Source organism: Blastococcus sp. URHD0036 (assembly GCF_000701365.1).
GTDB lineage: Bacteria > Actinomycetota > Actinomycetes > Mycobacteriales > Geodermatophilaceae > Trujillonella.
Map to the genome: position 1 here is coordinate 96,073 of NZ_KL370778.1, position 26,343 is coordinate 122,415.

The following is a 26,343-nucleotide window of genomic DNA, read 5'->3' on the forward strand; positions in this document are numbered from 1 at the left end:
GGGTCAGAGCGCCAGCGCCGCCGCCGGGTCGTGCAGCACGGCACCGATCTCGGCGAGGAACCGGCTGCCCAGCTCACCGTCGACCACGCGGTGGTCGAACGACAGCGCCAGCGTGGTGACCTGCCGCGGCCGGACCCTCCCCTTGTGCACCCAGGGCATCGGTCGCACCGTCCCGAACGCGAGGATCGCCGACTCGCCGGGGTTGAGGATCGGCGTGCCGGTGTCGACGCCGAAGACGCCGACGTTCGTGATGGTGATGGTCCCGCCGCCCATGTCGGCGGGCGAGGTGCGCCCGGCCCGCGCGGTCTCGGTCAGCTCGGCCAGCGCCCGCGCCAGGTCGGGCAGGGAGAGCCGCTCGGCGCCCTTCACGTTGGGCACCAGCAGGCCGCGCGGCGTGGCCGCGGCGATGCCGAGGTTCACATGCCCCGGGACGACGATCTCGCGGGTCGCCTCCTCCCAGCGGCTGTTGACCATCGGGTACCGCCCGACCGCGAGCAGCAGCGCCTTCGCCACGAGGAGCAGCGGGCTGACCTTGACCCCGGCGAACTCTGGCCGCGCGGCGAGGCGGTCGCGCAGCTTCATCGACCGGGTCACGTCGACGGTGAGGAACTCCGTGACGTGCGGCGCGGTGAAGGCGCTGGCCACCATCGCCGCGGCGGTGTGCTTGCGGACCCCGGTGACCGGGATCCGCTGCTCCCCCTCGCCAGCAGCCGGCGCCTCGGCCGGTGCGGTGGCGGCCGGCGCGGCCGCGGCCGCCTCGACGTCGGCCCGCGTGATGACGCCACCGGGACCGCTACCGGTCAGGAGGTCCAGATCCACCCCGCGGGTGCGGGCCAGCTTGCGCACCGGCGGCTTGGCCAGCGGGCGCGGCCGGCCGGTCCCGTGCCGGACGGCACGCGAGGGCGGCGCCTGCACCGCGGCGGCCTCGGCGGCGTGCGCCTCCGCGGCCCGCCCCATCTCCAGGCCCCCGTGGCGGACCGGCTTGGTGTCCAGGTCGGGCACCGTGGCCAGCAGCGGCGCCCGCTCGGTCGGCGCGCTCACGGGGGCCTCGGCGGCACCCGTCCGGCGCGGCCGGCGACGCGCCTCGGTGGTCCGCGGCCCGTAGCCGACCAGGTTGGCGGTGCGTTCGGGCGCCGCCGGGGCAGCGTCGCCGCCGGTGTCGATGGTGATGATCGGCGTCCCGACGTCGACGGTGCTGCCGGCCTCGTGCAGCAGCTCGGCGACCCGCCCCGCGAACGGGGAGGGCAGCTCGACGGCGGCCTTGGCGGTCTCCACCTCGCACAGCGGCTGGTTGACCGTCACCTCGTCGCCCACGGCGACCAGCCACTGCAGGATCTCGCCGTCGGTGAGTCCCTCGCCGACGTCCGGCAGGTTGAAGGCGCGTCGCATCAGAACCCCATCGCGCGGTCGACGGCGTCGAGCACCCGGTCCAGGTCGGGGAGGTACTCCTCCTCGATGCGGGCCGGCGGGTAGGGGACGTCCCAGCCCCCGACCCGCAGCACCGGCGCCTCCAGCGAGTGGAAGCACGTCTCGGTCACCCGCGCGGCGATCTCCGCGCCGAGTCCGAGCGACACCGGGGCCTCGTGCACGACGACGCAGCGTCCGGTCCGCCGGACCGACTCGACCACCGGGTCGAGGTCGAGCGGCGCGAGGGTGCGCAGGTCGATCACCTCGAGCGACCGGCCCTCCTCCGCGGCGGCCTCGGCGGCCTGCAGCGCCGTCTTCACCATCGGGCCGTAAGCGAGGACGGTGACGTCGTCGCCGCCCCGGACGACCCGGGAGCCGAACAGCGGCTCGGGCGTCGCGTCGAGATCGACCTCGGCCTTCTCCCAGTAGCGGCGCTTGGGCTCGAGGAACACGACCGGGTCGGGCGAGGCGATCGCCTGCTGGATCCCCCAGTAGGCGTCGACCGGGTTGCTCACCGCGACCACCTTGAGCCCCGGGGTGTGCGCGAAGTACGCCTCCGGGCTCTCGCTGTGGTGCTCGACGGCGCCGATGCCACCACCGAACGGGATGCGGATCACGACCGGCATGTGCTGCCGGCCCTGCGTCCGCGCCGAGATCTTCGCGACCTGGGTGATGATCTGGTTGACCGCCGGGAAGACGAACCCGTCGAACTGGATCTCGCAGACCGCCCGGTAGCCGCGCATGGCCAGGCCGACCGCGGTCCCCACGATCCCGGCCTCGGCGAGCGGGGTGTCGACGACGCGGGCCTCGCCGAAGTCCTTCTGCAGGCCGTCGGTGATCCGGAAGACGCCGCCGAGGCGGCCGATGTCCTCCCCCAGGAGCACGACCTTCGCGTCGTCCTCCATCGCCCGGCGCAGGCCGAGGTTGAGCGCCTTGCCCATCGTGAGCGTCTCGGTGGCCATCAGTGCCCCGCTCCCTCGAACGACTGCTGGTAGGCCTCGAACTCCGCGCGCTGGGCGGCCAGTGGTGCGGTCTGCTCGGCGTAGACGGCATCGAACATGCTCACCGCCGGTGGCGGCTCCATCGACGTCGTCCCGCTGCGGATGCGCGCCGCCAGCTCGTCCCCCTCCGCGTCGACCTCGGCGAAGAAGGCCGCATCGGCGAGGCCCTCGTGGGCGAGGTGCACCTTCAGCCGGGCGATCGGGTCGCGCAGCTTCCACTCCTCCAGCTCGTCGGCCAGCCGGTAGCGGGTGGGGTCGTCGGAGGTGGTGTGCGCGCCCATCCGGTAGGTGAAGGCCTCGATGAAGGTCGGCCCCTGCCCCTCACGGGCAGCGGCCAGCGCCGCCCGGGTCACGGCGAGGACCGCCAGGACGTCGTTGCCGTCGACCCGGACGCCGGGGAAGCCGAAACCCGACGCACGCTGGAACAGCGGCACCCGCGACTGCCGCTCGATCGGTGCGCTGATCGCGTACTGGTTGTTCTGGCAGAAGAAGACGACCGGTGCCTGGAACGACGACGCCCAGATCATCGCCTCGTTGACCTCGCCCTGGCTGGTCGCGCCGTCGCCGAGGAAGGCGAGGACGGCGGACTCGGCGCCGTCGCGCTGCACGCCCATCGCGTAGCCGGTCGCGTGCAGCGTCTGCGCGCCGATGACGATCGTGTAGAGGTTGAACCCGGTGGCCGCGGCGTCCCAGCCGCCGTTGTCCACGCCGCGGAAGAGGCTCATCACGTGCAGGGGGTCCACCCCGCGCACCCAGGCGACGCCGTGCTCGCGGTAGGTCGGGAAGGCCATGTCGTCGGGCCGCAGCGCGTGGCCGGCGCCGACTTGGGCGGCCTCCTGGCCGAGCAACGAGGCCCACAGGCCCAGCTCGCCCTGCCGCTGGAGCGCGGTGGCCTCGACGTCCCACCGGCGGACCAGGACGAGGTCGCGGTACAGGCCGCGCAGCTCGTCGGCCCCGAGGTCGATCGAGTAGGTGGGGTCCTCGACGCGCTGGCCCTCGGGGGTCAGCAGCTGGACGAGGTCCGGCTGGGGAGGCAGGTGCGGAGCGCCGGATCCCGGCACCGGGTCGGCCACCTCGGGGGGCACCGTGGACATGGGGTAACTCCTCGTCGTCTCCCGCTGCCCCGGGGTCGCCGGGGAGCTGCGGTCGGTGGACGTGCGATGGCGCCGGGGTGTGGCGCCACTCACACCATCGTGACACGACGCGCCCCTCGGCGGAGCAGATCACCCACTCGGACGGGTGCGCAACGATGCTTGGACGTCCTAAGCAGATCGCGCACTCGTTGGACGTGCACGCATGCCAGACTGCGCATCGTGCCGGCCCTCGACGCCACCGACGCCCGCCTGCTGCAGGCGCTCGCGGAGGACCCGCGTGCCTCGGCGATGGCGCTCTCCCAGCGGCTGGGCCTGGCCCGCAACACCGTGCAGGCCCGGCTCGCGCGGCTGGAGGCGGGCGGGGCGCTGAGCCCGTTCACCACCCGCGTCCGGCCCGAGGCCCTGGGCCGCCCCCTGGAGGCCTACATGACGGTGCAGGTCGCCCAGCGCGCCCTGACCGACGTCGGGATCGCGCTGGCCGGCGTCCCGGAGGTCGTGGAGGTCACCGCGCTGTCCGGCGCGGCCGACCTGCTCGTCCGCGTGGTGGCGGTCGACGCCGACGACCTCTGGCGGCTCACCGAGCAGGTCCTCGCCCTGCCCGGCGTGGAGCGGACCGACACCGCGCTGGCGCTGCGCCGGTTGGTCGAGCACCGGCTGGACCCGCTGCTGCAGCGCCTCGCCGGAGAGGCCCTCCCCGGCGTGTCGGCGGAGTAGCGTCCCTCCGGTCTGGCTCCGTCCGAAACAGCCCGGAGGTGCCGCGTGCCGAACCGTGCGCAGGACGACGCCGACTCCGCTGCCGCCCCCGTCCCGCTGGCCACCGCCCTGGGGGACCTCGCCCGGCAGCTCGAGCAGGAGGACGACCCCGACGCCGTCCTCGACGACATCGTCCGGGCGGCGACAGCGATGATCCCCGGCGCCTCCGAGGCCTCGATCAGCACGACGAGCGGGGGGAAGGTGGACTCCCGCGCCGCATCCGGCGAGCTCCCCCGCCTCGTCGACGCCCTCCAGCAGGAGACTCGCCAGGGGCCGTGTCTCGACGCGCTGGGCGAGCACCGCACCGTGCACGTGCCCGACATGGCCACGGAACGTCGCTGGCCCCACTTCGCGACCCGGGCCGCGGCACTGGGCGCCGGCTCCATGCTGTGCTTCCAGCTCTACGTCGAGGACGACAACATCGGCGCGCTGAACCTCTACGCCGGCCGCGCGCACGCGTTCGACGAGGCGTCCGAGCACATCGGGCTGCTGTTCGCCGCGCACGCGGCCATCGCCTACGCCGGCGCGCGCAAGCGGGAGGACCTCGAGCGGGCGCTGGACGCCCGGGACCTCATCGGTCAGGCGAAGGGCATCCTGATGGAGCGCTACGGGCTGACCGGCCAGCGCGCGTTCCAGCTGCTGGTCCGGCTGAGCAACGAGAGCAACCGCAGGCTCCGCGACCTGGCCCTGGACGTCGTCCGCAGCTCCTCGGCCGCCGAGCCGGCAGGCCCGGTGACCGCCGGGAGGAGTCGCGACGTCGTGGTGCCCCGCAGGCGCTAGTCTGGGGATCCAACCCGCCTCCGGGCGAACTTCCGTGCGGTCATGACGCGGCTCGCGGTGGCGACCGGCTCCTCGACGAGCCGGGCCGTCGTGGACGCCGCGGCCCTTCCAGGGTGCGGCACGTAGACAGGTTGTCCCGTGCCTCCCGAGCAGTCCCCGCCCGTCGACCCGCGCGAGGCCTTCGAGGAGCTCGCCCGGCTCTCGCTCCGGGACGAGTCGGTGGACTCGGTGCTCCAGCGGGTGACCCAGCTCGCCCAGCGGTCCATCCACGGGGCGGCCGAGGTGTCGGTGACGCTCGTCAGCGACCACACCGCGACCACCGCGGCGTTCAGCGGCCGGGTGGCCGCCGAGCTCGACGAGACGCAGTACGACGCCGGCCGGGGGCCGTGCATGGAGGCGGCCATCGGCGGCGAGGTCGTCGAGGTCCCGGACTTCGACGTGGAGACCCGCTGGCCGGAGCTGACCACCGCGGCGCTGAAGCGGGGCCTGCACGGTTCCCTGTCGACGCCGATCCCGGTCCAGGTGCAGCTGCAGGGCGCGGTGAACATCTACTCGGCCGAGCCGCACGCGTTCGACGACGACGACCGCGAGATGGCCAAGACCTTCGCCTCCTACGCCGCCGTGGCCATCGCCAACATGCACCTGTACGAGAACACCCGTGCCCTCGCGGAGAACCTGCAGAAGGCGATGGAGTACCGAGCCGTGATCGAGCAGGCCAAGGGCATCCTCATGAGCCAGCGCAGGATCTCGGCGGCCGAGGCGTTCGAGCTGCTCTCGGCGGCTTCGCAGCGTTCCAACCGCAAGCTGCGCGACATCGCCGCGGCGATCGTGGCCGGCATCGAGGACGGGCACTGACTCGTCCGGCCGGTTCGGCGCCGTACTGGCACCCTGATCGCACGGCCCACGCGGTTGCCGGCAACCACGCGGACCCAGACTCGGCGGTCGAGAACACGGCCGCCGAGTCGTCTGTCGTGACCCGCCGGCTCAGCGCGGACGGCGGATCCGGACCGGCCCCCGGGCGGTCGCGACGTCGACCACCTCACCCCGCTGCGTCACCTGCACCTCGCCGGCCCCGGCCAGCCGGCCCGCGGCGGCGCGGGCGGCGGGCATGAGCTCGCGCCAACCGTCCGGGTCGACGGCCCGCGCCGCGTCCGACGGGCAGATCGAGGCATCGGCCGCGCGGGCGTCCAGGAGCGCGACGATCTGCCGCTCGAGGGCCCGGTCGACGTCGTCCGCGCCGCTCACCGCCAGCCGTCCTCGTCGACGCCGCCGGGCACCGGCGCCTCGGGGTCGTAGGGCGTGCGGGTGAAGACGAACGTGCCCAGGTCGAGGTGGTCCGGCGCGATCCGCAGGGTCTCGCCGGCGTGGTACCCGTCGAGCCCCAGCCAGGTGCCGTCCGCGCGGGCGGCGAACCGGCTCGCCCGTCCCGTCCGGCCCGGAAGCGGGTCCAGCCGGAGCAGCCCTCCGGCCACGGCGCGCAGGACGTAGGGCGCCGGCCCCCAGTACCAGACACCGAGCGCGTCCAGGTCCACCGGCGACGGCGCGGGGCGCCACTCGTCGACCACCCGCGGCTCGGCAGCCCGGAGGTCGTCGAGCAGGCCCGGCCACAGCTGTTCCATGCCGCTGGTGGTGTTGGCCAGGGTCACCGCACCGGTGCCCTCCTCGCGGTCGACGAAGACCCCGGCGAGGAAGCCGGGCATCGAGCCGCCGTGGCCGGTGACCACCCGGCCGTCGAGCCGCAGCACCTGCAGGCCCAGGCCGTAGGCCGACCAGCCGGGCGCGGAGGAGTCGACGCCGGCCGGCACCGCCATCTCCTCGAGGGTCGCCGGCCGCAGGACGTCGCCGGTGTCCCCGAGCAGGAAGACGGCGAAGCGCGCCAGGTCGGCCAGCGGCGCCCACAGCTGGCCCGCGGCCGCCATCACCCCGGCGTCGTGCTCGGGCTCCGGGAGCACGACGTCGGCCCAGGGGTGCACCGCGGTGCCCTCGGCGGCGGGCTGGACCGGGCGGGGCGTCGTCCGCGTCATGCCGAGCGGGAGGAGCACCTCGTCGCGCACCACCTCCGCCCACGCCCGCCCCCGGTGCCGGGCGACGAGCTCACCGAGCAGGCCGAAGCCGAGGTTCGAGTAGTGGAACCGGCGGGCGGCGCCGAGCACCGCGTGCTCCTCGCGCAGCCGGAGGTCCTCCAGCGACCCGCCCGGCACCCGCTCCCACCAGCCCCCGGGGCTCTCGGCGGCCGCGCCGGCCAGGTGCGACAGCAACTGCCCGACCGTGCGGTCGCCCAGCGGCGTGCCGGGGACGTGGCGCTCGAGCGGGTCGTCCAGCCCGAGCCGCCCCTCGTCCCGCAGCCGCATCACGGCGACCGCGGTGACCGTCTTGCTGATCGAGCCCAGCCGGTACTGGACGTCGAGCACGGGCCCCGGCACCTGCCCGCGACCGGCCGACCACACGAGGCCGCCGTCGCGGACCACACCGGCGACCAGCCCGGGGACGCGACCGTCGCGCTGGGCGCGGGCCGTCCGCGCCAGCAGGGTGCGGGCGGTCGAGGGGAGCACGGGTCCGGGCATGACGGCGACCGTAGGACAGCGCCGCCGGGGAAGCGGGGTCAGGCCGCCCTGACCGCCTCCAGCCGGCCGGTGCGGCGGGCCCAGACCTCGAAGACGACGGTGGCGAACGGCGGCACCGAGGCGGCGAGCGCCAGCAGCGCCGTCCCGGGGGACCAGCGCAGCCGGCGCGCGGTCAGCAGGGTGACCACGACGTAGAGGACGAACACCGCCCCGTGGATCGGGCCGAACACCTTCACGCCGAGCTCGGTCGTCTCGGGCACGTACTTGACGTACATCCCGGTCAGCAGCCCCACCCAGGTGATCGCCTCGGCGACGGCGACGGCGCGGAACAGCTGGACGGCGGTGCGCGGGTTCATGGTGTCCTCTCGACGGTGGTCCTCCGAGGGAACGGCCGGCGCCGTCGCAGGGTCCCCGGATCGGGGTGTGAGCTGCGTGGCATCGTCGGCGGCGTGCGAGGGCTGGCCCGGCGGGAGTTCTGCCTCGTGCTGCTGCGCCGCATGGCCGACGTCCGCCCCGACCTGGTGGCCGAGGCCCTGCCGAAGCTGTCGGCGACCCGGGCCCAGGCGAACGCGGCGCACACCCGGTGGCAGGCGCTGCACCACAGCCCCCGCGCCCCGCGCGGCCTGGCGCTGCGGACGGCGGTGCTGGGACCGCCGGACACCTGCGTGGCCCGCCCGCACGGCGACCTGGTGCTGGAGCTGCGGCAGTGGCCGCTCCCGCTCTGGCCGCAGCTGCGCTGGCGGGTGGTCACCGCCCCCGGCGGCGAGGTGCTGGACGAGCAGCTCGTGCGGGGCCCGGGGTCCGGCGTGCCGAGGGCCTCGGCCGACCGGCTGCTCACCTGGCAGCACGTGGTGGACGACGTCGCGGCCGTGCCCGGCACCAGCCACGCCGACCCGGGGACGGCGGCGCACTGGGAGGTCGAACTGCCCGACGGCCGCCGGGCCCGCTTCGTGTGGGGCCTGCTGCAGGAGGTCCGGGATCAGCCGGCGATGCGCCGTGCTCCGGCGTAGCCACCCATCGAGTCGATCGACCCGACCTTGACGACGTCGCCCGAGGTGGGCGCGTGCACCATCTGGCCGTTGCCGATGTAGATGCCGACGTGGCTCACCGGGCTGTAGAAGAACACCAGGTCACCGGGCTGGAGGTTCGCCCGGGAGACCGCCTGGCCCATCTGGGACTGCAGCCGGCTGGAGTGCGGGAGGCTGATCCCGGCGGCCCGGAAGGCGTACTGCGTCAGGCCCGAGCAGTCGAAGGAGCCCGGTCCGCCCGCGGCCCAGACGTAGGGCTTGCCACGCTGCGCCATGGCGGTGGCGATCGCGGTCTGCGCCGCTCCGGTGCCGCCGACGACGGGAGCCGACGGCGTCTCCTCCTCGTCGGCCACGGGCTCGGGGCGCTCGGCCCGGCTGGCGGTGGTCTCGGCGTGCGCCGCGGCCGAGGCGGCGAGTGCGGCCTGCTTCTCCGCGGCGGTGAGCCGGTCGAAGTCGGCCCGGTAGGTGGCGATCTCGGCCTCGAGCGCGGCCTGCTGGGCGGCGACGGCGTCGTAGGTCTGCTGTGCCTGGGCGGCGGCCAGGTCGGCAGCGGTCCGGGCGGTGGCCGCGGTCTCGCTCGCGCCGACGGCGGCGGTCAGGATGCCGTTCTGGTGGTCGGCGACCAGCTCGTAGGCGCTCACCAGGCCGATGAACTCGTCGGCCGAGTCGCTGGTCAGCAGCGCCTGCAGCGATCCGCCGCTCTGGCCGGTCCACGCGCTGCGGGCGACGCCGCGCACCTGCTGCTGGGCGGCCGCGACCTGGGCCTGCGCCGCGTCGGCAGCGGCGGTCGCCGCGGCGGCCTGGGCCTGCAGCGCCGCGAGCTCCTCGCGGGCCTCGTTGAACTGCTCGGTGACCGTCTCCAGCTCGTGCCCACGGGCGGCCATGAGCTCGGCGGCCTCGGCCGCGGTGGCCGGCCCCTCGGCGGCGGCCGGTCCGGGGACCAGGCCGACCCCCAGGGCCACGGCGACGGAGGAGACCAGGAGCACCGCCCGGCGGAGTCGGTGCGGACGCGCGGGGAAGGCGCGGGCGTGGGACGCCATGGTCAGGCGGATCTCTCTTTCTCCAACGGCCGCCTACCGGGTTAGCTGACGGGTTCGGGCGGGAGTTCGCCCGGTGCTCGCGGCGGACCGCGGGCACTGCACCCCGGGACTTCGGTGGGTCCCCGGTCCGGCGTCCCCCGAAGGGTCGGCCGGTTCGACGGCGTCCGTGGGGTGTCACCCAGGCCGGTGACGCTGTGCCCCATCGGACACACAGACCGTAAGGGCCGTTATGGGGGCGTGACAATCACCAGCGTGTAATTCGTTCGCTCACCGTGAGCAACCGACCCCGTGGCGCGACTGTCCGTGACCGGGGGGCTCGGTTCTGACCAGCGCGGACGTCCCGGGCCCGCCGACGACGCCCGGGTGCATCCGCTCGTGACGCTCGCCACGCGCTGCACGCCCCGCACGTGTTTGCCGGTGCGGTCCACCGCGCACCCATGACCCATGCGGATTCCCCGGCGGGCAGTGGCCCGCCCGCTCGTCGAGCAGGAGTTCGACGGCTGAGCGGCACCGCTGCACCACCCCCGCGCGGCACCGCCTGGTCGCGCGCGCGGCTCGGCACCGAGGTCCGCTACCTCGCGGCGTCGATCCGGGGCAGACTCCGCGGCCGCGACCTCGCCCTGATCGCGGCGGGGCTGACCTTCTACGCCGCCATCGCCGTCGTCCCGCTGCTGCTGGTGGCGATCCGGCTCACCGGAGCACTCGTCGGAGCCGACGAGGTCTCCCGGCTGACCGGCCGGCTCGCCGGGCTCCTGCCGGAACAGCTGGGCGCCCCGGGCGTGGTCCGCGACCTCGTCGACGCCGGCCTCGGCATGGACCTGTTCGGTCTGCTGCTCGCCCTGCTCCCGCTCTCGCTCTACGGCGAGGGGCTGCGCCGGGCGCTGCTGCGCTTCAGCGGATCCCGCGACACCCTCACCGGCTGGCGCGGCCGGTTGCTGGCCCTGCCCCTCGTCGTCGTCACCCCGCTGCTGCTCTACCCGCTGCTGCTGGCCGCCGCCGGGATGGCCGACCTCACCGACCGCGCCGGCGCCGGACCGGCCGTGGGCCGCTTCGCGCTCGGCTACTACTCGGTGCTCTTCGTCCTCACCGTGCCGCTGGTGTGGGGCTACCGGGTCGTCGCGGCCGACCGGCTGCGCTGGCCGGCACTGGTGTGCGGGTCCCTGTTCACCGCGGCCTGCCTGTCCGGCTTCCTCCAGGGCTTCGTCCTGTTCCTGTCCCTGCCGCTGGACCTCGGCGCACCGTTCGGCGGCCTGACCGCGGTGGGCGCGGCCGTCGCCCTGGGCCTCTGGCTGTTCCTGCTGCACCTGGTCCTGCTGGGCGGCTGGCTGGCGACCCAGGCGCTCGACGACCGCCTCGCAGCAAGGCGAGACGGCTGGATCGGCGTGTGACGGCGGCCCGTGCGGGGGACGGGCAGGGAATGACAGACACGATGCTGGCCGGCCGGCTGAACGTGCGCACCAAGGAGTTCGCCGTCCGTGAGGTCCCCCGCCCCTCCCCCGGCCCGGGTGAGGTGCTGATCCGCGTCCGCGCGGCCGGGATCTGCCTGTCCGACGTCCACCTGATCTCCGGCGAGCTCAACCCGCTGTTCCTCGCGGGCGACGAGGTGACCCTCGGGCACGAGGTCGCCGGCGAGGTCGCCGAACTCGGCGACGGCGTCACGGGGACGGACGTCGGCCGGCGGGTGACCCTGCAGGCCGGGGAGGAGATCGGCGGCTGGATCCACACCCGCGGCGTCGACTACGACGGCGGCTGGGCCGAGTACGCGATCGCCACCGTGCCCACGCTCGTGCCGATCCCCGACGACATGCCCTTCGAGCAGGCCTGCATCGTCCCCGACGCCGTCTCCACGCCGTGGGCGTCGATCGTGCGCACCGCCGGGGTCCGCGCCGGCCAGCCGGTGGGCGTGTGGGGCATCGGCGGCCTCGGCGCGCACGCGGTGCAGCTGCTGCGGCTGGCCGGGGCCGCGCCGATCGTCGCCGTCGACCCGGTGGAGGGCGCCCGCGAGCGAGCGCTGGCCTTCGGCGCCGACCTCGCCCTGGACCCCGCCGACGACGTCGCGGCGCGGATCCGCGAGCTCACCGGCGGCGCGGGCCTGGCGTACGCGTTCGACTTCGCCGGGGTCGCCGCCGTCCGCGAGCAGGCCGTGCGCTGTCTCGAGCGGGACGGCGGGCTGGTGCTCGTCGGCCTCACCGACCAGCCGCTGACCATCCGCAACGGCACGCAGTTCAGCTACTTCGGGCAGCGGCTCCTCGGCCACTACGGCTCCGACCCCGAGCACGTCGAGCAGCTCGTGCGCCTCGTCCGGCACGGCCGGCTGGACCTCTCCCGGTCGATCTCCGGCACCCTGCCGCTGGCCGACGCGGCACAGGGGGTGGCGCAGCTCGAGCGCAAGGAGGGCAACCCCATCCGCCTCGTGTTGCAGCCCTGAGCCGTGCGGAATGGCGGTTCTGCACCGTGCAGAACCGCACTAGTGCCCGGGAGGGGCCTCGCCGGGTTCGGTGATGTGGACGTCGACCGCGCGGAACAGGGCGGGCGTCTGCAGGAGCACCGCCTTGGTGGGCTCGCCGACCTCCACCGGGGCGAGCCGGGGCAGGTCGGCCAGACGGCGCAGCCGGGGGTCGGTCAGCACGTCGTCGACCAGCCCGCGGTCGCCACCGGGCGCCAGCGCGTCGAGGCCGGCCGCGTGCGGTAGCAGCACCCGCGCGGCCGTGTCGGCGGCCGAGGCCACCACGGCGGCGGTCTGGTTGTCCCGGCGGCGGGCGAACCGCTGCTGCGACCAGCCACCGGCCGCCGTCCGGCCCTGCACCAGCCGGCTGTCCACCTTGGACACGACGAGCGCCGTCCCGTCGAACACCCCGACCGCCCACCGGCCGCGGCGGACCAGCACGACCGCCACCCGGCGCGGCCGGCCGGCCTCGGCGGTGAACGAGGCCAGCAGCGGCGGCCCGGGCGTCCAGCCGAACGGCGCGCGCAGGACGACCGCGGTCCCGTCGGCGCAGGTCACCGCCAGCCCGTCGCCGTCGGGGTGCACGTCGGTGAACGGGCCGTGCCGCTCGGCGACGCCGTCGAGCCACCGGCCCAGCCGCTCCGGGGCCACCCCGAGCCGGCGCCCGCCCCCGGCGGCGGGCCGCGACCGGCTCACGGCCGGGCGCCCAGCCGCCGGGTGCCGGCCGGCAATCCGAGCAGCTCGGCGACGGCGCCGGGCAGCCCGACCGCGACGACGTCCTGCGCGGCGAGCAGCTCGGGGACGACGGTCGCGCCGGCGAGGACCGCCGCGGGGTACTCCACGCCGGTCACCTCCTGCCCGGTCGCCGCCCGGAACGCCGCGACCGTCGGGTAGGCCACGGGAGCGGCGCCGCCCTCGGGCCAGGTGACGACCGCGACCGGGGTGTCCGGGCCGGGCAGCAGGTAGGCGTTGCCGGAGACGGTCAGCCCGATCTCACCGGCCGTCCGCCGCAGCGCGCCGTCCTGCGCACAGATCAGGCAGCCGGTGGTCTCGCCGCCGCCGATGACGTTGTCGGCGACCGTCACCGGACCGAGCACCCAGGTCACCGTCGGGTCGGGCAGCTCCTGGCGGGGGTCGTGGCCGGGGACGTCGAGGTCGGTGGCCACCCGCTCGTCCTGCACCACCCACAGCGGCCGTTCGCCGTTGCCGACGACCGTGTTCGCCCACACCTCCACCCCCGACGCGTCGTTGATCTTGATCCCGGTGCGGCCGTTTTCCACGACCAGGTTGTCGGCGAGCACCGCCTGGCTGGAGATCTCGTAGGCGATGCCGTTCGAGGTGTTGCGCAGGACGTCGTTGCCGGTGACCGTCGCACCGAACACCGACTCGTCGAACCACAGCCCCGTGCCGAGGTTGTCGGCGAACACGCTGTCGCGCACGGTCAGCCCGCGGGCCCGGGTCAGCTTCGCCCCGCCGGAGACGGGTGCGGCGTTGAACCGCTCGGTGTTGTTGCCGACCGCCCGCAGCCGCTCGACGACCAGCCCGTCGGCATAGGAGGACTCCATGCCGATCAGCCCGTTGCGCTCCAGGGTCACGGCGCGGACGACGACGTCCTCCCCCTGGTCGCGCCCGCCGACGAACAGGCCCTGGGTGGCGTTGTCCTGCACGACGACGTCCTCGACGGTCACGTCCGGGGCGATCACGCGCACCGTGCCCTTCTGCGGCACCGACGTCGCGTACCCCCGGAACCCGATGCCGCGCACGGTGCTGCCCGCCCCGAGCACGGTCAGGGCGACGTCGAGGTCGCTGGCCCGCACCGCGCGGCCGGCCGGGTCGGTGCCCAGCCACAGCCGGTCGCGGGCGTCGTCGACGGCGAAGGTCCCCGGCACGACCTCGGCGCGGGTGGCGACCTGCTGCTGGGCCACGCCGTCGACGAACAGCATGTCCGGGTGCGCGGCCAGGGGGTGGGCGGGGTCGACGAAGCGGAACCCCGGCTCGGTGTTGTCGGGCGCGCCGCGGGTGTAGGTGGGGCTGCTGTCGAACTCTGCCGTCCAGCCGTCGAACCGCCACACCGGCCCGTCGGCGACCCAGCCGGTCACCTCGCGGGTGCCGTCGAACCAGACCTCGTCCCCCGGCGCCGGCTGCAGGGTGAGCGCGCGGCCCTCGGGCAGGTCGATCCGCTCGTGGTAGCTCCCCGCGTGCAGCACGACCGTACCGCCGTCCGGGGCGGCCTCGACCGCCCGCGCGGCGGTGCGGAGGGGAGCCGCGCGGGTGCCGGCCGCGGCGTCGTCGCCGGACGGCGAGACGTGCACCGCGGCGGGCGGCACCGGGTCGGTCCGGCTGCCCGGCGGAGCCGCGCCCGCCGCGAGGGCGGGCCGGAGGTCGGGCACGTCCGGCGGTGGCGCGGCGGGGACGGACGGCGGGGCGGCGGGGCCCGGGTCTGATGCCGCCTCCCCCGACCCGCCACGGCCGGCCAGGAGCCCGACGAGGAGGGCCGCGACGGCCAGCACCGCCAGGACGACGAGGAGCCGGCCCCGCCGGGACGGCGACGCGGCGCGCGGGGCGGGCATGGCGGCCGGGGCTCAGTCGCCGCTGATGACCGGCAGGCCGGCCGCCTTCCACGCCTGGAAGCCGCCGATCACGTCGGTGGCGCGGTGCAGGCCGAGGGCCCGCAGGGAGTCGGCGGCGAGGCTGGAGGAGTAGCCCTCGTCGCAGAAGACGACGACCTCGACGTCGTAGCCGGTCGCCTCGGGCACCTTCGCGTCGCTGGCGGGGTCGAACCGCCACTCGAGGTGGTTGCGCTCGATCACGAGGGCGCCGGGGATGGCGCCGTCGCGGTCGCGGAACGACGCGGGGCGGGTGTCGACCAGCACCGCGCCGTGCTCCGCGCGCTCGGCGGCCTCCTGCGGCTCCACCCGGCGCAGGCGGCTGCGCGCCTCGGCGAGCAGTTCGTCGATCGTGCGGGCACCGGCCGGCTTCTCCGCGGCGCTCATGCCATCACCGCCTCGGCGTCGGCGTTCTCGGCCGGCACCACCAGCAGGTGCTGGAACGCGGCCACGACCAGGGCCGCGAGCCCCGCCGGGACGATCGCGACGAGGAACGCGGCGTTGGCGCCGAACTCGTCGACCACCAGGCCGGCGAGCGAGGCGCCCACGGCGACCCCCAGCCCCAGCGCCGTCCCGATCCAGGTGAACGCCTCGGTGGTCGCCGACTTCGGCACGAGCAGCTCGGCCAGCGTGAAGGAGCTGATCAGCGACGGCGACAGCGAGATCCCGGCCACGACCACGAACGGCAGCATGACCCACACGTCACCGATCAGCAGCAGCGGGACGATCAGCACGGTCAGAGCGACCAGCACGACGGCGAGCCGGCGGTTGAGCGGGGTGCGCCAGCACACGGTCCCCCAGCCGATGCCGCTGGTCATCGAGCCGACGGCCAGCCCGGCGATCAGCACGCCGGACAGCGACATCGCGTCGACCTCGTCGGCGAACGCCACGAGGGCGATCTCCAGCGTGCCGAGGATCGCGCCCACCGCGGCCCCGACGACGAACAGCACCCGGATCCCCGGCGTGCGGATCGCCGCCGGACCGTTGCGGCTCGCGTGCCCGTGCGGCGGGGGCTCGGTGCGGCGCTGGGCGGCGAACAGCACACTGCCGACGACGGCCAGGACGAACGCGGTCACGACACCCGACGTGGCGTGCCCGGTCGTGGAGAGGAACGTGACGAGGACCGGGCCGACGATGAAGACGAACTCGTCGACGACGGACTCCATCGCCAGCGCCGCCGGCAACCGGCTGGTGCCGCGCAGCAGGTGCGTCCAGCGCACCCGGATCATCGAGGAGACCGGCGGGATGCAGGCGCCCCCGAGACCGGCGAAGAGGAAGACGGTCCACGTGGGCCAGTCGTCCTTCACCGCGGCGAGGAAGCCGACGCCCGACGCGGCGAAGACCAGCGTGACGGGCAGCAGCGTGCGGCGCTGGCCGACCGTGTCGGCCAGCCGGCCGAGCAGCGGGCCGGCCACCGCGGTGGTCACGGCACCGGCGGCGGCCACCGCTCCGCCGAAGCCGTAGGAACCGGTCTCGGAGGCCACCAGCAGCACCGAGCCGAGGCCCACCATCGACAGGGGGAGGCGGCCGATGAACGCAGCCAGCACCATCGGCACCGCGTGCGGGGTCCGCAGGACGTGCAGGTAGGGAGACACCAGCGCAGGAGCCCGTCGTCTTCGGGGGCAGAGGACCGCAGCCACGCTAACCCACCTGCGCCAGGGAGGCGGGCCGACGCCGGACCTGCCGGACGGAACGGAGCCGGAAGTCGCTCAGTCCCCGGGCGCGGCGTACTGCGGGCCGACGACGGCCACGAAGGCGTCCCACTCCGGCGGCAGATCCGCTCCGGTGAGGACCGCGTCGAGCCGGTCCAGGTACCAGTGCCAGCCGGTGGCGATGTCGGCGACTCCGGTGTCGTCGGGCAGCACCTGGGTGAAGACGAGCGTCGTCGTCCCGCCGTCCTCGGTGAGCTCCACCTCGATCCGCCAGGCCATCTCGTCGAGGTACTGCAGGACCAGCCGGTGCGGCGGCGCGCACTCCACGATGCGCACCTGCCCGACCGGCGAACCCTCCTCGGCGGTCATGGTGAACGGACCCTCCGCGCCCGGGTGCCGCTCACCGTCGTAGTGGCCGATCCAGCGCGCCGAGCGGTCCGGCTCGGTCAGCGCCGCCCACACGGCGGCCGCGGGGTCCGGCCAGGAGCGGCGGAAGACCAGCCGCCGCCGGCCGTCGGCGTCGGTGCTGATCTCGCCGCGGCGTTCGGTTGCCGTCATCGGGGTCCCTCCTCGGGGGCCGCCCGCCGTCCGCGGGCGATCTCGGTGTCCAGTGCGTCCAGCCGCTGCGCCCACAGGTCGCGGTAGGGCTCCAGCCAGGCGTCGAGCTCGCGCAGCGGCGCCGGGTCGAGCGCGTAGAGGTGCCGGCGGCCCTCGACCCGCGCCTGCACGAGGCCCACCTCGCGCAGCACGCGCAGGTGCCGGCTGACGGCCGGCCGGCTGACCGGGAACCGCCGGGCCAGCTCCCCCGCCGAGACCTCGCCCCCCGCCAGCAGGGCGACGATCTCCCGCCGGATCGGGTCGGCGAGTGCCGTCAGCGCCTCCACGGGAGAATGCGTAACACACGAGTTACGCATCTGGCCAGGGTTGCGGTCGCGCGAGCTCGGGAACGGTCCGGGCATGACCGTCACCGATCCCGACGTGCCCGACCCGCTCAACGACCCGCGGACGCTGCAGGCCGACCCCGGCGCGAACGGCCAAGGCGACGACCTCGCCTCGGCCGCCGACGACCCGGCATCGACCGGCGAGGACGAACTGACGACCGGCCGCACCCCGGCCGACGACGCCGGCGGCGCGGACGTCACCGGCGGCCTCGTCGAGGGCGAGAGTGACGAGGACGTCGTCGGCGGCCCGCTGACCGGCGGTGGGACGACAGCCGGCGGCGTCTCCTAGCCCGCGACGGATCGGTCCGTCGCGGCTCCCGTGACGATCTAGACCGCGCAGCTGCCGTCCTCGCAGCCCTCGGCTGCGGGGACGGTCTGCAGGGGCTGCGCGTCGGCCCACGCCTTCTCCAGCACCTGCAGGAGCAGCTCGGCCGGCTGGGCGCCGGACGCGCCGTAGCGCCGGTCCACCACGAAGAAGGGCACGCCGGTCGCCCCGAGGGCCCGGGCCGTGGCGATGTCCTCCTCCACGGCCGGCCGGAACCGGTGGTCGGCCAGCGCCGCGCGGACCTCGTCCTCGTCCAGGCCCACCTCGGCCCCGAGCGCGGCGAGCGAGTCGACGTCGAAGACCGAGCGGCCCTCCTCGAAGTGGGCGTGCAGCAGCCGCTCCTTCGCCGTGTCCTGCACCCCGCGCTCGGCGGCCAGGTGCAGCAGCTCGTGGGCCAGCAGCGTGTTGCCGCTGACGCCGTTGGCGAGGTCGTAGCGCAGGCCCTCGCCGGCAGCGGTCTCCTCGACGTGCCGCATGGTGCCGCGCATCTCCTCGACGCTGCGCCCGTACTTCGCCGCCAGGGCCGGCAGCGTCGCGTGGGTCTCCCCCTCGGGCACCGACGGGTCGAGCTGGAAGGACCGCCACACGACCTCGACGTCGTCCCGGTGGCCGAACCGCTCGAGCGCGGTCTCCAGCCTCCGCTTGCCGATGTAGCACCACGGACAGACGACGTCGCTCCACACCTCTACGCGCACGCCGCGGCCAACGACGGCTCCGCCGCCGTCATTCCGGCCGGTGCACCTGCGCCCGCGCCCGCCCGTCGCCGGGGGTCGGGTCCAGGAAGACGTACCGGACGCCCTCGTGCCGGCCCACCAGCCGCTGCTCGGCCTCGTCGGAGGCCCGCTCGATGTCGGCGACCGTCACCTCGTCGGAGAAGTCCACCTTGGCCATGACGGCGATCTGCCCGGGGCCGAGGACGGTGGTCAGCAGCACCGGGACGGCGACGACCTGGGGCAGGGCCTCGATCTCCGACCGCAGCTCCTCGCGCAGCCGCTCGGGCACCGACTGGCCGATGAGCAGCGACACGTTGGCGCGGGCCAGCACGGTCGCGACGAGCAGCAGCAGGAACCCGATGAGGATCGCCGCGACGCCGTCCCACACCGGGTCGCCGGTGATCTGCTCCATCCCCAGCCCGAGCGCGGCGAGCACCAGGCCGACGAGCGCGGCGGAGTCCTCGAAGGTGACCGCCTTGACCGTGGTGTCGCTGGTCTCGGCCAGGTAGCGGCGGGGCGTCGTCCCCCACTTGCGGGCGGCGCTGCGGACCTGCCGGACCGCCTTCAGCCAGGACGCGCCCTCGAGCACGAAGGAGATGCCGAGGACGATGTAGGCGATCTTCGGGTCGCCCTGCTCCTCGCCCTCCAGGATCGTCTCGGCGCCCTGGTAGAAGGAGAACCCGGCGCCGAGGGTGAAGGTGGCCAGGCAGGCGAGCAGTGCCCAGAAGTAGGTCTCCCGCCCGTAGCCGATCGGGTGCTTCTCGTCGGGGGCCTTGTCGCCACGCTTCAGCGCGACGAACAGCAGCACCTCGGTGATGGTGTCGGCGAGCGAGTGCGCGGCCTCCGACAGCATCGCCGAGGAGTGGCTGATCAGGCCGCCGATCAGCTTGGCGATCGCGATGCCGAGGTTGGCCAGCCCGGCGACGACGACCGTGGCGGTCGACTCACCGCCGGACTCCGCGCCGCCCTTCCCGCTCGCCTCGGGCTGCTCCGCTCCGGAGCTCCCCGCCTCGGAGCGCTGCGCCTCGGCGATCAAGGTGTGCTCGGGGGCGGGCGACGGGTCGGTCATGGCCGCGGGGGTGCCCCTCCGGGCGGCCGGTCATGCACCACGCCGAGGCCTGAGCCGCCCGGTGCGGGCACCGGGCGGCTCGGCGACGGTGCAGCGGCTAGCGGACGCCGACGAGGTCCACCACGAAGACGAGCGTCGCGCCCGGCTTGATGACGCCGCCGGCCCCGCGGTCGCCGTAGGCCTTGTGCGCCGGGATGGTCAGCCGGCGGCGGCCGCCGACGCGCATCCCCTGCATGCCCTCGTCCCAGCCCTGGATGACCATGCCGACGCCGAGGCGGAACTCCAGCGGGTCGCCGCGGTCCCAGGAGGCGTCGAAGGTCTCGCCGGCGTCGTGGGTCACGCCCACGTAGTGGGCGCTGATCAGGTCGCCCGCCTTGGCCTCGGGACCGTCGCCGACGACGATGTCCTCGATCACCAGGTCCGCCGGGGCGGGACCGGTGGGTGGGTCGACGTCCGGTCTGGTCAGCTCGGCCACGGTTCTCCCTCCTGCACCGGGGAGGTCCCGGCGCCGCGGTCCATCCAAGCAGCGCCGGCCGGGGCCGGCTCCCCGACGGCCGCCTCCTCCCCGTCCGGGCCGACGTCGAGCGGGTGCGCCAGCTCGTCGGCCGGCAGCCGGGCGGCGACGACGGCGACGACGGCCATGACCGGCGGCGCCAGGCCGGCGACCAGGAAGGTCGCCGTCGTCCCGATGGCCTCGCTGACCGTGCCGGCCAGGGCCATCGACAGCGGCATGAGGCTCAGCGAGGTGAAGAAGTCGAGGCTGGAGACCCGGCCGAGCAGGGCCGGGGGCACCCGCCGCTGCAGCAGGGTGCCCCAGATGACCGCGGCCGCCTGGAACGTCGCACCCATGACGCCGGCAGCCGCGATCATCAGCCACAGCGCGGGAGAGGCGCCGAACACGACCAGGGGAACGCAGCCGAGCCCCCACAGCAGGTTCATCAGCGTCAGGTAGCGCCGCGGCAGCCGCAGCGAGGCGACGACCAGCGAGCCGACCGCGCCGCCGATGCCGAAGGCCGCCAGCACCCAGGCGTGCTGCGCCGGCCCACCGCCGCCGTCGGCGACGACGTAGGGCACCAGCACCTCGAACGGGCCGATGAAGACCAGCACCATCGCCGCGGCGAACAGCAGCGTCGCCAGCAGCCACGGCGTCCGGACCATGTAGACGAATCCCTCGCGGACGTCGGCGAGCAGCCCCGTCCCCTCGGCCAGTTCGCGGCGCACCGGGGTGGGCGGCAGCGCCCGCACGAGGACGGCGGCCAGCAGCGAGACCACGGCGGTGGCGGCCAGGGCGGTGCCGGGGGAGGTCGCGGCGACGACGAAGCCGGCGGCCGCCGGCCCCCCCGCCTGGGCCAGGAGCGGCCGGACGACGCCCTCCAAGCCGTTGGCCGCGAGAAGCTGGTCGGCCGGCAGCAGCCCGGGCACCAGCGCCGAGTAGGCCGGGTAGTACAGCCCCACCCCCATGCCGGACAGCAGCGAGGCCAGAGCCAGCTGCCACGAGCTCAGCACCCCGGCCAGCGACAGCACCGCGACCGTGCCGACGGCGGAGACCTGCAGCAACTCGCAGGCGAACAGGATCCGCCGTTGCGGCACCCGGTCGGCCAGGGCGCCGCCGAGCAGCGTGCTGACCAGCATGCCGGCGGCACTGGCGCCGGCGACCAGGCCGAGGACGGCGGGCCCGGCACCCAGCTCGACGACCTGCCACACCAGGGCGATCGCCCACATCCCCTGGCCGAACAGCGACAGGGCCAGCGACCCGGCGAGCAGCCGGTAGCTCCGGGCGCGCAGCGGTGCCAGCGCCCGCGGCAGGGTGGCCATGGCCGCCGTCCTCCTCGTCCGCGTGCTCGTCGGGCGCCCATCGTCTCCCGGGGCGGAAGGCCGGTCGCGCGGTTTTCCGGCCGCGGGTGCGCCGCGCGGCCGCTCGTGCTGGGCTGGGCGGGTGCTCCCCGAAGAGGCCCCGTGGTGGACGCGGGCCGTCGTCTACCAGGTCTACCCGCGGTCGTTCATGGACTCCGACGGCGACGGCATCGGCGACCTCGGCGGCGTCCTCCAGCGGCTGGACCACCTGACCGCGCTCGGCGTCGACGTCCTCTGGCTGTCGCCGGTGTACCCCTCGCCGCAGGCCGACAACGGCTACGACATCAGCGACTACCAGGGCATCGACCCCCTGTTCGGCGACCTCGCGACCTTCGACCGGCTGGTCACCGAGCTGCACGCCCGCGGCATCACGCTGCTCATGGACCTGGTGGTCAACCACACCAGCGACCAGCACCCGTGGTTCCTCGAGTCGCGGTCGTCGCCGACGAACCCCAAGCGGGACTGGTACTGGTGGCGGCCGCCGCGGCCGGGCATGGCCGCCGGCGCGCCGGGCGCCGAGCCGACCAACTGGCAGTCGTTCTTCTCCGGCCCGACGTGGGAGCTCGACGAGGCGAGCGGCGAGTACTACCTCCACCTGTTCGACCGCCGCCAGCCCGACCTCAACTGGGAGAACCCCCAGGTCAGGCAGGCGGTGTACGCGATGATGCGGTGGTGGCTCGACCGCGGGGTCGACGGTTTCCGCATGGACGTCATCAACATGCTCAGCAAGGACGTCGCCCCGGACGGCTCGCTGCCCGACGGGCCGCCGCTGCCGGGCTCGGCGTGGGGCGACGGGTCGGCGTCCTACCTCTGCGGCCCCCGCATCCACGAGTTCCTGCAGGAGATGCACCGCGAGGTGTTCGCCGGGCGCGACGGCGCCTTCCTCACCGTCGGCGAGATGCCCGGCGTCACCGTGGAGCAGGCCCGGCTGTTCACCGACCCGGCCCGCGCCGAGGTGGACATGGTGTTCCAGTTCGAGCACGTCGGGCTCGACCACGGGACGTCGAAGTGGGACGTGCACCCGCTGCGGATGCGCGACCTCAAGGCCTCGTTCGGCCGCTGGCAGGCCGGTCTGGCGGAGGTGGGCTGGAACTCCCTCTACTGGGACAACCACGACCAGCCGCGCGCCGTCTCCCGCTTCGGCGACGACTCACCGCGGTACCGCCGGGACTCCGCGACCTGCCTGGCCACCCTGCTGCACCTGCACCGGGGGACGCCGTACGTCTACCAGGGCGAGGAGCTCGGGATGGCGAACGCGCCGCTCCCCACGCTCGCCGACTTCCGGGACGTCGAGTCGCTCAACCACTCCGTGCACGCGGTCTCCGCCGGGGCGGACGCGGCCGAGGTGCTGGCTGCGCTGCGCGTGGCCAGCCGGGACAACGCCCGCACCCCGGTGCAGTGGGACGCCTCGCCGAACGCCGGCTTCACCACCGGGACGCCGTGGATCGGGGTCAACCCCGACCACACGGAGTGGAACGCCGCGGCCCAGTACACGGATCCGGCCTCGGTGTTCGCCCACCACGTGCGGCTGATCGAGCTGCGGCACACCTCGCCCGTGGTGGCGGTCGGGGACTTCACGATGCTGCTCCCCGACCACGACGAGGTGTACGCCTTCACCCGATCGCTGGACGGCGAGTCGCTGGTCGTCGTCTGCAACCTGTCGGCGACACCGCACGACCTGGCCGGCCTGCTGCCCGAGGCGCCCGGCGCCGAGCTCGTGCTGGGCAACCTGGCCGACGCCGGCCCGGAGCTCCGCGCCTGGGAGGCCCGGGTCCTGCGGCTGCCCTGACCGACGAGATCGGGGTCAGCGGACCCCGGCGGCGTCCTCGACGACGGTGTGCAGCTCGGTGATCGCGTGCACCGGGCAGTCGAGCAGGGCGCGGCGCACGCCGTCCTCCTGCTCGGGCGGCACGTTGCCGGAGTGGGTGAGCGACACGTACCCCCACTCGTCGAGGTCGAAGGTCTCCGGCGCCCACTTGGCGCACGCGCCGAAGCCGTCGCACTTGGTCCGGTCGAGCTTGATCTTCACGTCGGTCTCCTCGTCGGACGTCAGGCGGCCGGCACGGCGACGGCGAACGGCGCCCGGGCCAGAGGCCGGCCCTCGACCGGGGCGCAGGTGGCGCAGGTGCCGTCCAGGTGGGTGCTGACGGCCTCGGGGAACTCGCGCAGCACGGCGGCCGCGACGTTCGTGGCCCCGTCGAGCGTGCCGCAGGCCCCGCGTCCGCGGAGCTTGACCGACCAGTTCGTCAGCCGCTCGACGTCGTCGGCCTCGGCGCGGTGGTCGCGCAGCGCCTCCAGCACCGCGCTCATCGCCGCGGTGCCGTTGAAGCAGGAGCCGCACTGGCCGGCGTTCTCGCGGGCGAAGTACGCCATGACCGCGGCCGACACCTCGACGGCGCAGGTGCCGGACGACAGCACGGCGACCGCCCCGCAGCCCAGGCCGCTGTGCAGCGCCTTGATCGCGTCGTACTCCAGCGAGGCGTCGAGGACGTGCCGGCCCAGGACGCCGGCGAAGTAGCCGCCCATCAGGACGCCGTCGACCTGCGCCGGGTCCTCGCCCAGCCAGGTGAGCACCTCGGTCAGCGTCACGCCGAACGGCACCTCGTACAGCCCCGTCGAGGCGCAGCCGCTCAGCGTCAGCAGGAAGGTGCCCGTCGAGGCCACGGTGCCGAGCTCGCGGTAGCCGGTGGCGCCGAGGCGCTGCACCAGCGGGAGGTTGGCCAGGGTCTCCACGTTGTTGATCAGCGTGGGCCGGCCCTTCACGCCCTCCTCGAAGGGCCGCGGCGGCTTGTCGGTCGGCAGGGCGGGGCCGCCGTCGATCGCCTGCACGGCCGCGGTCTCCTCGCCGGCCACGTAGGTCGGCTCCACGACGGTGACGCCCACCTCGGCGTCCCATACGCCGGCGCCGCGCAGCTCCTGGACCGCGGCCGTGACACTGGCCGCCGCCTCGGGGTCGGAGACGTACACGTGCACCTCGTCCGCGGCGACCATGAGCGCGGCGAGCCGCAGCCCGTCGAGCACCAGGTGCGGGCGGGTGCGCAGCAGCCAGCGGTCCTTGACCGAGGCGGGCTCGCCCTCCTCGCCGTTGGCCACGGCCACCGGCACACCGCGGCCGTCGCGGACCGTCCGGATCTTGCGGGCGATCGGGAACGCGGCGCCGCCGCGGCCGCGCACACCCGCCTCGTCCACCTCGTCGAGCAGCCGCTCCAGGTCCTCGACGGCCGCGTAGCCGCCGGTGGCCCGGTAGGCGGCGAGGTCCTCCCGGCCGCCCGCGCGCAGCAGCCGCCCCTCGACCCCGGGATAGGCGGCCACCGTGGCGGTGGCCGGCGCGTCTGTCGCCAGGCTCATGGTGCGGGGACCTCCGGGGTCATCCGGGCACGCCGGAACGGTTCGGTACGGACGAGGACCGTCGGCCGGCGGGCGCGGGATCGCGCCCGCCGGCCGGTGCGGCCGTGCGGATCAGGCCGCGGGAGTTCAGGCCGTGACGATGACGTCGGAGCCCTGCACCCGCACCGGGTAGGTGCGGATGCTCCACTCCGGCTTCACCGCGGTGGTGCCGGTCGCGAGCTCGAACCCCCACTGGTGCCAGGGGCAGTAGATGAACTCGCCGGCCCGGGACTCCGCCGCCCCGCCGGGCACCTCCGGGTCGACGACGGTCACGCCGTGCGTCCGGCCGGAGCACAGCGGGCCGCCCTCGTGCGGGCAGTAGTTGGCGATCGCGTAGAAGCGGCCGTCGACGTTGTAGACGCCCACCCCCCAGCGCCCGATCGGGACGACCTTGTGCTCGCCCGGCGGGATCTCCTCGACCGTCGCCACCACGTGTTCCCGCCCCCGCGCGAGCGGGGTCCGTACGGTCGTGCGCTCCCGCACGCCCCGTTCCTCCACTACTGGGCCCGCTTCTGCCCGGGCAGCGCCGGGACGGTCTCGGGCAGGTTCTTGAAGACCTGCAGCGCGTTCTGGTACATGATCTTGTCCTGCATGTGCAGGGGCAGGTGCTTGCGCACCCACTGCGGGTCGTCGAAGGTCCAGTGCGGGTAGTCCGACGAGAACAGCAGGACCTTGTCGGCCTCCATCCACTCCAGCGAGCGGGTGAACTCGAGCTTGTCCTCGGGCATGTCCAGCGGCTGCGTCGTGCACCAGATGTGGTCCTTGACGTACTCCGACGGCTTCCGCTTCAGGCCGTTCTCCGGGCCGCGCTTGGCGTGGATGGCGTCCATCCGCCACATCAGCGGCAGCAGCCAGTTGAAGGCGTGCTCGATGAAGACGATCTGCAGGTCCGGGAAGCGGTCGAAGACGCCGTCGAAGATCAGGCTCATGACCTGGTTCGCGGCCAGCATCGAGTAGCTGACCATCAGGTCGTGGTTGTAGGTCATGAAGCCGACCGGCGACATCGGCAGCTCGTTGTGCTGCCCGCGGCCCAGGTGGCAGGCCACCGGCAGGCCGTTGCGGGTCGCGGCCTCCCAGACCGGGTCGTACCGCGGGTCGCCCCACGCGGGCCGCAGCTCGGCGCCGATCAGCACCTGGCTCATCATCGGGTGGCCGGCCCAGTGCTCGATCTCGCGGGCGGCGGCCTCGGGGGCCTCCATCGCGGCGACGATCGACCCGCGGTAGCGCCCGTGCCAGTTGTGCTCGCTGTCGAGCCAGCACGCGTCCTGCCACAGGTTGGTGGCCTGGGTGACCGCGTGGTGCTCCTCGTCCGTCTGACCGCCGCCGTTGAGCGGGCCGAGGATCAGCAGGTCGCAGCCGGCCTCCATGATCACCTGACGGAACATCAGGTCGGGGTCGGACCCGGCGAAGTTGCCGTCGCTCGGGAACGAGTCGGTGCGCATCGCGAACGAGTGCGCGAAGTCCGGCGCGTCGTAGTAGACCGGGCTGCCCGCGCCGGTGGCGCGGTTCTCGAACAGGCTGCGGAACTTCGCCGGCAGGAACGGGGTGAGCTCACCCCGCTTCGGGGTGGGGTGGATGTCGCTGTCGACGACCCGCACCTCCGTCATCTCCTGCGAGGCTTCCTTCGGACGCTGCATCTCGATGGTCATGCCGGGTTCCTCTCGTCGCTGCCGGACGGGTCGG

29 protein-coding genes and 1 riboswitch are annotated in these 26,343 nt (G+C 74.7%); of the genes, 8 read left to right on the plus strand and 21 right to left on the minus strand.

Features of this window, described 5'->3' with window-relative positions; translation table 11 throughout:
- Positions 1-3 precede the first annotated feature (3 nt).
- The 3 genes from N555_RS0124195 to pdhA are packed head-to-tail and all read right to left on the minus strand — an operon-like array spanning position 4 to position 3,502.
- Positions 4-1,389, minus strand: a complete 1,386-nt coding sequence (locus tag N555_RS0124195; RefSeq protein WP_029434064.1) for a dihydrolipoamide acetyltransferase family protein — start codon at positions 1,387-1,389, stop codon at positions 4-6.
- The gene (locus N555_RS0124200; protein WP_029434065.1) at positions 1,389-2,369 is read right to left on the minus strand and encodes an alpha-ketoacid dehydrogenase subunit beta; all 981 of its coding nucleotides are present in this window, start codon (positions 2,367-2,369) and stop codon (positions 1,389-1,391) included. Before N555_RS0124200 ends, N555_RS0124195 begins: the two co-directional genes overlap by 1 nt.
- Positions 2,369-3,502: a pyruvate dehydrogenase (acetyl-transferring) E1 component subunit alpha gene (pdhA, locus tag N555_RS0124205; protein ID WP_029434066.1), complete on the minus strand. Its 1,134-nt coding sequence runs from the start codon at positions 3,500-3,502 to the stop codon at positions 2,369-2,371. The genes N555_RS0124200 and pdhA overlap by 1 nt, the downstream gene beginning before the upstream one ends.
- A 219-nt stretch (positions 3,503-3,721) precedes the next feature.
- On the opposite strand from pdhA, the gene N555_RS0124210 reads away from it, so the two are divergent.
- The 3 genes from N555_RS0124210 to N555_RS0124220 all read left to right on the plus strand — a co-directional run bounded on the left by N555_RS0124210 (position 3,722) and on the right by N555_RS0124220 (position 5,890).
- The gene (locus N555_RS0124210) at positions 3,722-4,216 is read left to right on the plus strand and encodes an Lrp/AsnC family transcriptional regulator (RefSeq protein WP_029434067.1); all 495 of its coding nucleotides are present in this window, start codon (positions 3,722-3,724) and stop codon (positions 4,214-4,216) included.
- 45 nt (positions 4,217-4,261) lie between these two features.
- On the plus strand, positions 4,262-5,035 hold the full coding sequence (locus N555_RS0124215; protein ID WP_197029142.1) for a GAF and ANTAR domain-containing protein: 774 nt from the start codon (positions 4,262-4,264) through the stop codon (positions 5,033-5,035).
- A 138-nt stretch (positions 5,036-5,173) separates the two neighbouring features.
- A complete protein-coding gene (locus N555_RS0124220) occupies positions 5,174-5,890 on the plus strand; it encodes a GAF and ANTAR domain-containing protein (RefSeq protein WP_029434069.1) in 717 nt (238 codons plus the stop codon).
- 129 nt (positions 5,891-6,019) lie between these two features.
- On the opposite strand, the gene N555_RS0124225 is transcribed toward N555_RS0124220, so the two are convergent.
- From N555_RS0124225 to N555_RS0124235, 3 genes are read right to left on the minus strand one after another with little or no spacing between them, the layout of a single operon-like run.
- Positions 6,020-6,280 (minus strand): DUF3253 domain-containing protein, encoded by a 261-nt coding sequence (locus tag N555_RS0124225; RefSeq protein ID WP_029434070.1) that lies wholly within the window; start codon positions 6,278-6,280, stop codon positions 6,020-6,022.
- The gene (locus tag N555_RS0124230; protein ID WP_029434071.1) at positions 6,277-7,599 is read right to left on the minus strand and encodes a serine hydrolase domain-containing protein; all 1,323 of its coding nucleotides are present in this window, start codon (positions 7,597-7,599) and stop codon (positions 6,277-6,279) included. The genes N555_RS0124225 and N555_RS0124230 overlap by 4 nt, the downstream gene beginning before the upstream one ends.
- A gap of 38 nt (positions 7,600-7,637) precedes the next feature.
- Positions 7,638-7,955: a DUF3817 domain-containing protein gene (locus N555_RS0124235; protein WP_029434072.1), complete on the minus strand. Its 318-nt coding sequence runs from the start codon at positions 7,953-7,955 to the stop codon at positions 7,638-7,640.
- Between the two features lie 93 nt (positions 7,956-8,048).
- On the opposite strand from N555_RS0124235, the gene N555_RS0124240 reads away from it, so the two are divergent.
- Positions 8,049-8,609 carry a hypothetical protein gene (locus N555_RS0124240; protein ID WP_034512383.1) on the plus strand — a complete coding sequence of 187 codons (561 nt, stop codon included), beginning with the start codon at positions 8,049-8,051 and terminating at the stop codon, positions 8,607-8,609.
- Here N555_RS0124240 and N555_RS0124245 read toward each other — a convergent pair.
- A complete protein-coding gene (locus tag N555_RS0124245) occupies positions 8,579-9,667 on the minus strand; it encodes a C40 family peptidase (RefSeq protein WP_029434074.1) in 1,089 nt (362 codons plus the stop codon). The genes N555_RS0124240 and N555_RS0124245 overlap by 31 nt on opposite strands.
- Positions 9,668-9,682: 15 nt before the next feature.
- Positions 9,683-9,828, minus strand: a riboswitch (cyclic di-AMP (ydaO/yuaA leader).
- Positions 9,829-10,104: 276 nt separating this feature from the next.
- On the opposite strand from N555_RS0124245, the gene N555_RS0124250 reads away from it, so the two are divergent.
- Complete coding sequence (locus N555_RS0124250; protein WP_081866466.1) at positions 10,105-11,055, plus strand: YhjD/YihY/BrkB family envelope integrity protein; 951 nt, start codon at positions 10,105-10,107, stop codon at positions 11,053-11,055.
- A 29-nt stretch (positions 11,056-11,084) separates the two neighbouring features.
- The gene (locus N555_RS0124255; RefSeq protein WP_029434076.1) at positions 11,085-12,095 is read left to right on the plus strand and encodes a zinc-binding dehydrogenase; all 1,011 of its coding nucleotides are present in this window, start codon (positions 11,085-11,087) and stop codon (positions 12,093-12,095) included.
- Positions 12,096-12,134: 39 nt separating this feature from the next.
- On the opposite strand, the gene N555_RS0124260 is transcribed toward N555_RS0124255, so the two are convergent.
- From N555_RS0124260 to N555_RS0124285, 6 genes are all read right to left on the minus strand, one after another.
- Entirely contained in the window at positions 12,135-12,809 is a 675-nt protein-coding gene (locus tag N555_RS0124260) for an acVLRF1 family peptidyl-tRNA hydrolase (RefSeq protein WP_029434077.1), read from the minus strand.
- Positions 12,806-14,683 (minus strand): right-handed parallel beta-helix repeat-containing protein, encoded by a 1,878-nt coding sequence (locus N555_RS0124265; RefSeq protein WP_051684436.1) that lies wholly within the window; start codon positions 14,681-14,683, stop codon positions 12,806-12,808. Before N555_RS0124265 ends, N555_RS0124260 begins: the two co-directional genes overlap by 4 nt.
- A 12-nt stretch (positions 14,684-14,695) precedes the next feature.
- A complete protein-coding gene (locus N555_RS0124270; protein ID WP_029434079.1) occupies positions 14,696-15,106 on the minus strand; it encodes a rhodanese-like domain-containing protein in 411 nt (136 codons plus the stop codon).
- On the minus strand, positions 15,103-16,314 hold the full coding sequence (locus N555_RS0124275) for an MFS transporter (RefSeq protein ID WP_231503140.1): 1,212 nt from the start codon (positions 16,312-16,314) through the stop codon (positions 15,103-15,105). Before N555_RS0124275 ends, N555_RS0124270 begins: the two co-directional genes overlap by 4 nt.
- A gap of 114 nt (positions 16,315-16,428) precedes the next feature.
- Complete coding sequence (locus N555_RS0124280) at positions 16,429-16,929, minus strand: SRPBCC family protein (RefSeq protein WP_029434081.1); 501 nt, start codon at positions 16,927-16,929, stop codon at positions 16,429-16,431.
- Entirely contained in the window at positions 16,926-17,255 is a 330-nt protein-coding gene (locus tag N555_RS0124285; RefSeq protein WP_029434082.1) for an ArsR/SmtB family transcription factor, read from the minus strand. Before N555_RS0124285 ends, N555_RS0124280 begins: the two co-directional genes overlap by 4 nt.
- 73 nt (positions 17,256-17,328) lie before the next feature.
- On the opposite strand from N555_RS0124285, the gene N555_RS0124290 reads away from it, so the two are divergent.
- Entirely contained in the window at positions 17,329-17,601 is a 273-nt protein-coding gene (locus N555_RS0124290) for a hypothetical protein (protein WP_231503142.1), read from the plus strand.
- A 38-nt stretch (positions 17,602-17,639) separates the two neighbouring features.
- Here the strand turns inward: N555_RS0124290 and N555_RS0124295 are convergent, their stop codons facing one another.
- From N555_RS0124295 to N555_RS0124310, 4 genes are all read right to left on the minus strand, one after another.
- The gene (locus N555_RS0124295) at positions 17,640-18,332 is read right to left on the minus strand and encodes a DsbA family oxidoreductase (protein WP_029434084.1); all 693 of its coding nucleotides are present in this window, start codon (positions 18,330-18,332) and stop codon (positions 17,640-17,642) included.
- 28 nt (positions 18,333-18,360) lie between these two features.
- Entirely contained in the window at positions 18,361-19,419 is a 1,059-nt protein-coding gene (locus N555_RS0124300; protein WP_034512389.1) for a cation diffusion facilitator family transporter, read from the minus strand.
- Between the two features lie 97 nt (positions 19,420-19,516).
- Positions 19,517-19,894 (minus strand): FKBP-type peptidyl-prolyl cis-trans isomerase, encoded by a 378-nt coding sequence (locus N555_RS0124305; protein ID WP_029434086.1) that lies wholly within the window; start codon positions 19,892-19,894, stop codon positions 19,517-19,519.
- Positions 19,882-21,234 carry an MFS transporter gene (locus N555_RS0124310; RefSeq protein WP_081866467.1) on the minus strand — a complete coding sequence of 451 codons (1,353 nt, stop codon included), beginning with the start codon at positions 21,232-21,234 and terminating at the stop codon, positions 19,882-19,884. Before N555_RS0124310 ends, N555_RS0124305 begins: the two co-directional genes overlap by 13 nt.
- A gap of 121 nt (positions 21,235-21,355) precedes the next feature.
- Here N555_RS0124310 and N555_RS0124315 point away from each other — a divergent pair, with 121 nt between their 5' ends.
- Positions 21,356-23,062, plus strand: coding sequence for a glycoside hydrolase family 13 protein (locus tag N555_RS0124315; RefSeq protein ID WP_029434088.1), 1,707 nt, complete (start codon positions 21,356-21,358; stop codon positions 23,060-23,062).
- 15 nt (positions 23,063-23,077) lie between these two features.
- On the opposite strand, the gene N555_RS0124320 is transcribed toward N555_RS0124315, so the two are convergent.
- The 4 genes from N555_RS0124320 to N555_RS0124335 form a co-directional block, all read right to left on the minus strand.
- Positions 23,078-23,302, minus strand: a complete 225-nt coding sequence (locus tag N555_RS0124320) for a ferredoxin (RefSeq protein ID WP_029434089.1) — start codon at positions 23,300-23,302, stop codon at positions 23,078-23,080.
- A gap of 20 nt (positions 23,303-23,322) precedes the next feature.
- Positions 23,323-24,621, minus strand: coding sequence for an NADH-ubiquinone oxidoreductase-F iron-sulfur binding region domain-containing protein (locus tag N555_RS0124325; protein WP_029434090.1), 1,299 nt, complete (start codon positions 24,619-24,621; stop codon positions 23,323-23,325).
- 126 nt (positions 24,622-24,747) lie between these two features.
- Positions 24,748-25,143 carry a Rieske (2Fe-2S) protein gene (locus N555_RS0124330; protein ID WP_029434091.1) on the minus strand — a complete coding sequence of 132 codons (396 nt, stop codon included), beginning with the start codon at positions 25,141-25,143 and terminating at the stop codon, positions 24,748-24,750.
- 14 nt (positions 25,144-25,157) lie between these two features.
- A complete protein-coding gene (locus N555_RS0124335; RefSeq protein WP_029434092.1) occupies positions 25,158-26,309 on the minus strand; it encodes an amidohydrolase family protein in 1,152 nt (383 codons plus the stop codon).
- Between the last annotated feature and the right edge of the window lie 34 nt (positions 26,310-26,343).

Bases quoted from the DNA above. Each gene is read 5' to 3' on its own strand.
- N555_RS0124195 (WP_029434064.1), bottom strand. From the start codon at position 1,389: ATGCGACGCGCCTTCAACCTGCCGGACGTCGGCGAGGGACTCACCGAC.
- N555_RS0124200 (WP_029434065.1), bottom strand. From the start codon at position 2,369: ATGGCCACCGAGACGCTCACGATGGGCAAGGCGCTCAACCTCGGCCTG.
- pdhA (WP_029434066.1), bottom strand. From the start codon at position 3,502: ATGTCCACGGTGCCCCCCGAGGTGGCCGACCCGGTGCCGGGATCCGGC.
- N555_RS0124230 (WP_029434071.1), bottom strand. From the start codon at position 7,599: ATGCCCGGACCCGTGCTCCCCTCGACCGCCCGCACCCTGCTGGCGCGG.
- N555_RS0124235 (WP_029434072.1), bottom strand. From the start codon at position 7,955: ATGAACCCGCGCACCGCCGTCCAGCTGTTCCGCGCCGTCGCCGTCGCC.
- N555_RS0124245 (WP_029434074.1), bottom strand. From the start codon at position 9,667: ATGGCGTCCCACGCCCGCGCCTTCCCCGCGCGTCCGCACCGACTCCGC.
- N555_RS0124250 (WP_081866466.1), top strand. From the start codon at position 10,105: ATGACCCATGCGGATTCCCCGGCGGGCAGTGGCCCGCCCGCTCGTCGA.
- N555_RS0124255 (WP_029434076.1), top strand. From the start codon at position 11,085: ATGACAGACACGATGCTGGCCGGCCGGCTGAACGTGCGCACCAAGGAG.
- N555_RS0124265 (WP_051684436.1), bottom strand. From the start codon at position 14,683: ATGCCCGCCCCGCGCGCCGCGTCGCCGTCCCGGCGGGGCCGGCTCCTC.
- N555_RS0124270 (WP_029434079.1), bottom strand. From the start codon at position 15,106: ATGAGCGCCGCGGAGAAGCCGGCCGGTGCCCGCACGATCGACGAACTG.
- N555_RS0124280 (WP_029434081.1), bottom strand. From the start codon at position 16,929: ATGACGGCAACCGAACGCCGCGGCGAGATCAGCACCGACGCCGACGGC.
- N555_RS0124290 (WP_231503142.1), top strand. From the start codon at position 17,329: ATGACCGTCACCGATCCCGACGTGCCCGACCCGCTCAACGACCCGCGG.
- N555_RS0124300 (WP_034512389.1), bottom strand. From the start codon at position 19,419: ATGACCGACCCGTCGCCCGCCCCCGAGCACACCTTGATCGCCGAGGCG.
- N555_RS0124310 (WP_081866467.1), bottom strand. From the start codon at position 21,234: ATGGCCACCCTGCCGCGGGCGCTGGCACCGCTGCGCGCCCGGAGCTAC.
- N555_RS0124325 (WP_029434090.1), bottom strand. From the start codon at position 24,621: ATGAGCCTGGCGACAGACGCGCCGGCCACCGCCACGGTGGCCGCCTAT.
- N555_RS0124335 (WP_029434092.1), bottom strand. From the start codon at position 26,309: ATGACCATCGAGATGCAGCGTCCGAAGGAAGCCTCGCAGGAGATGACG.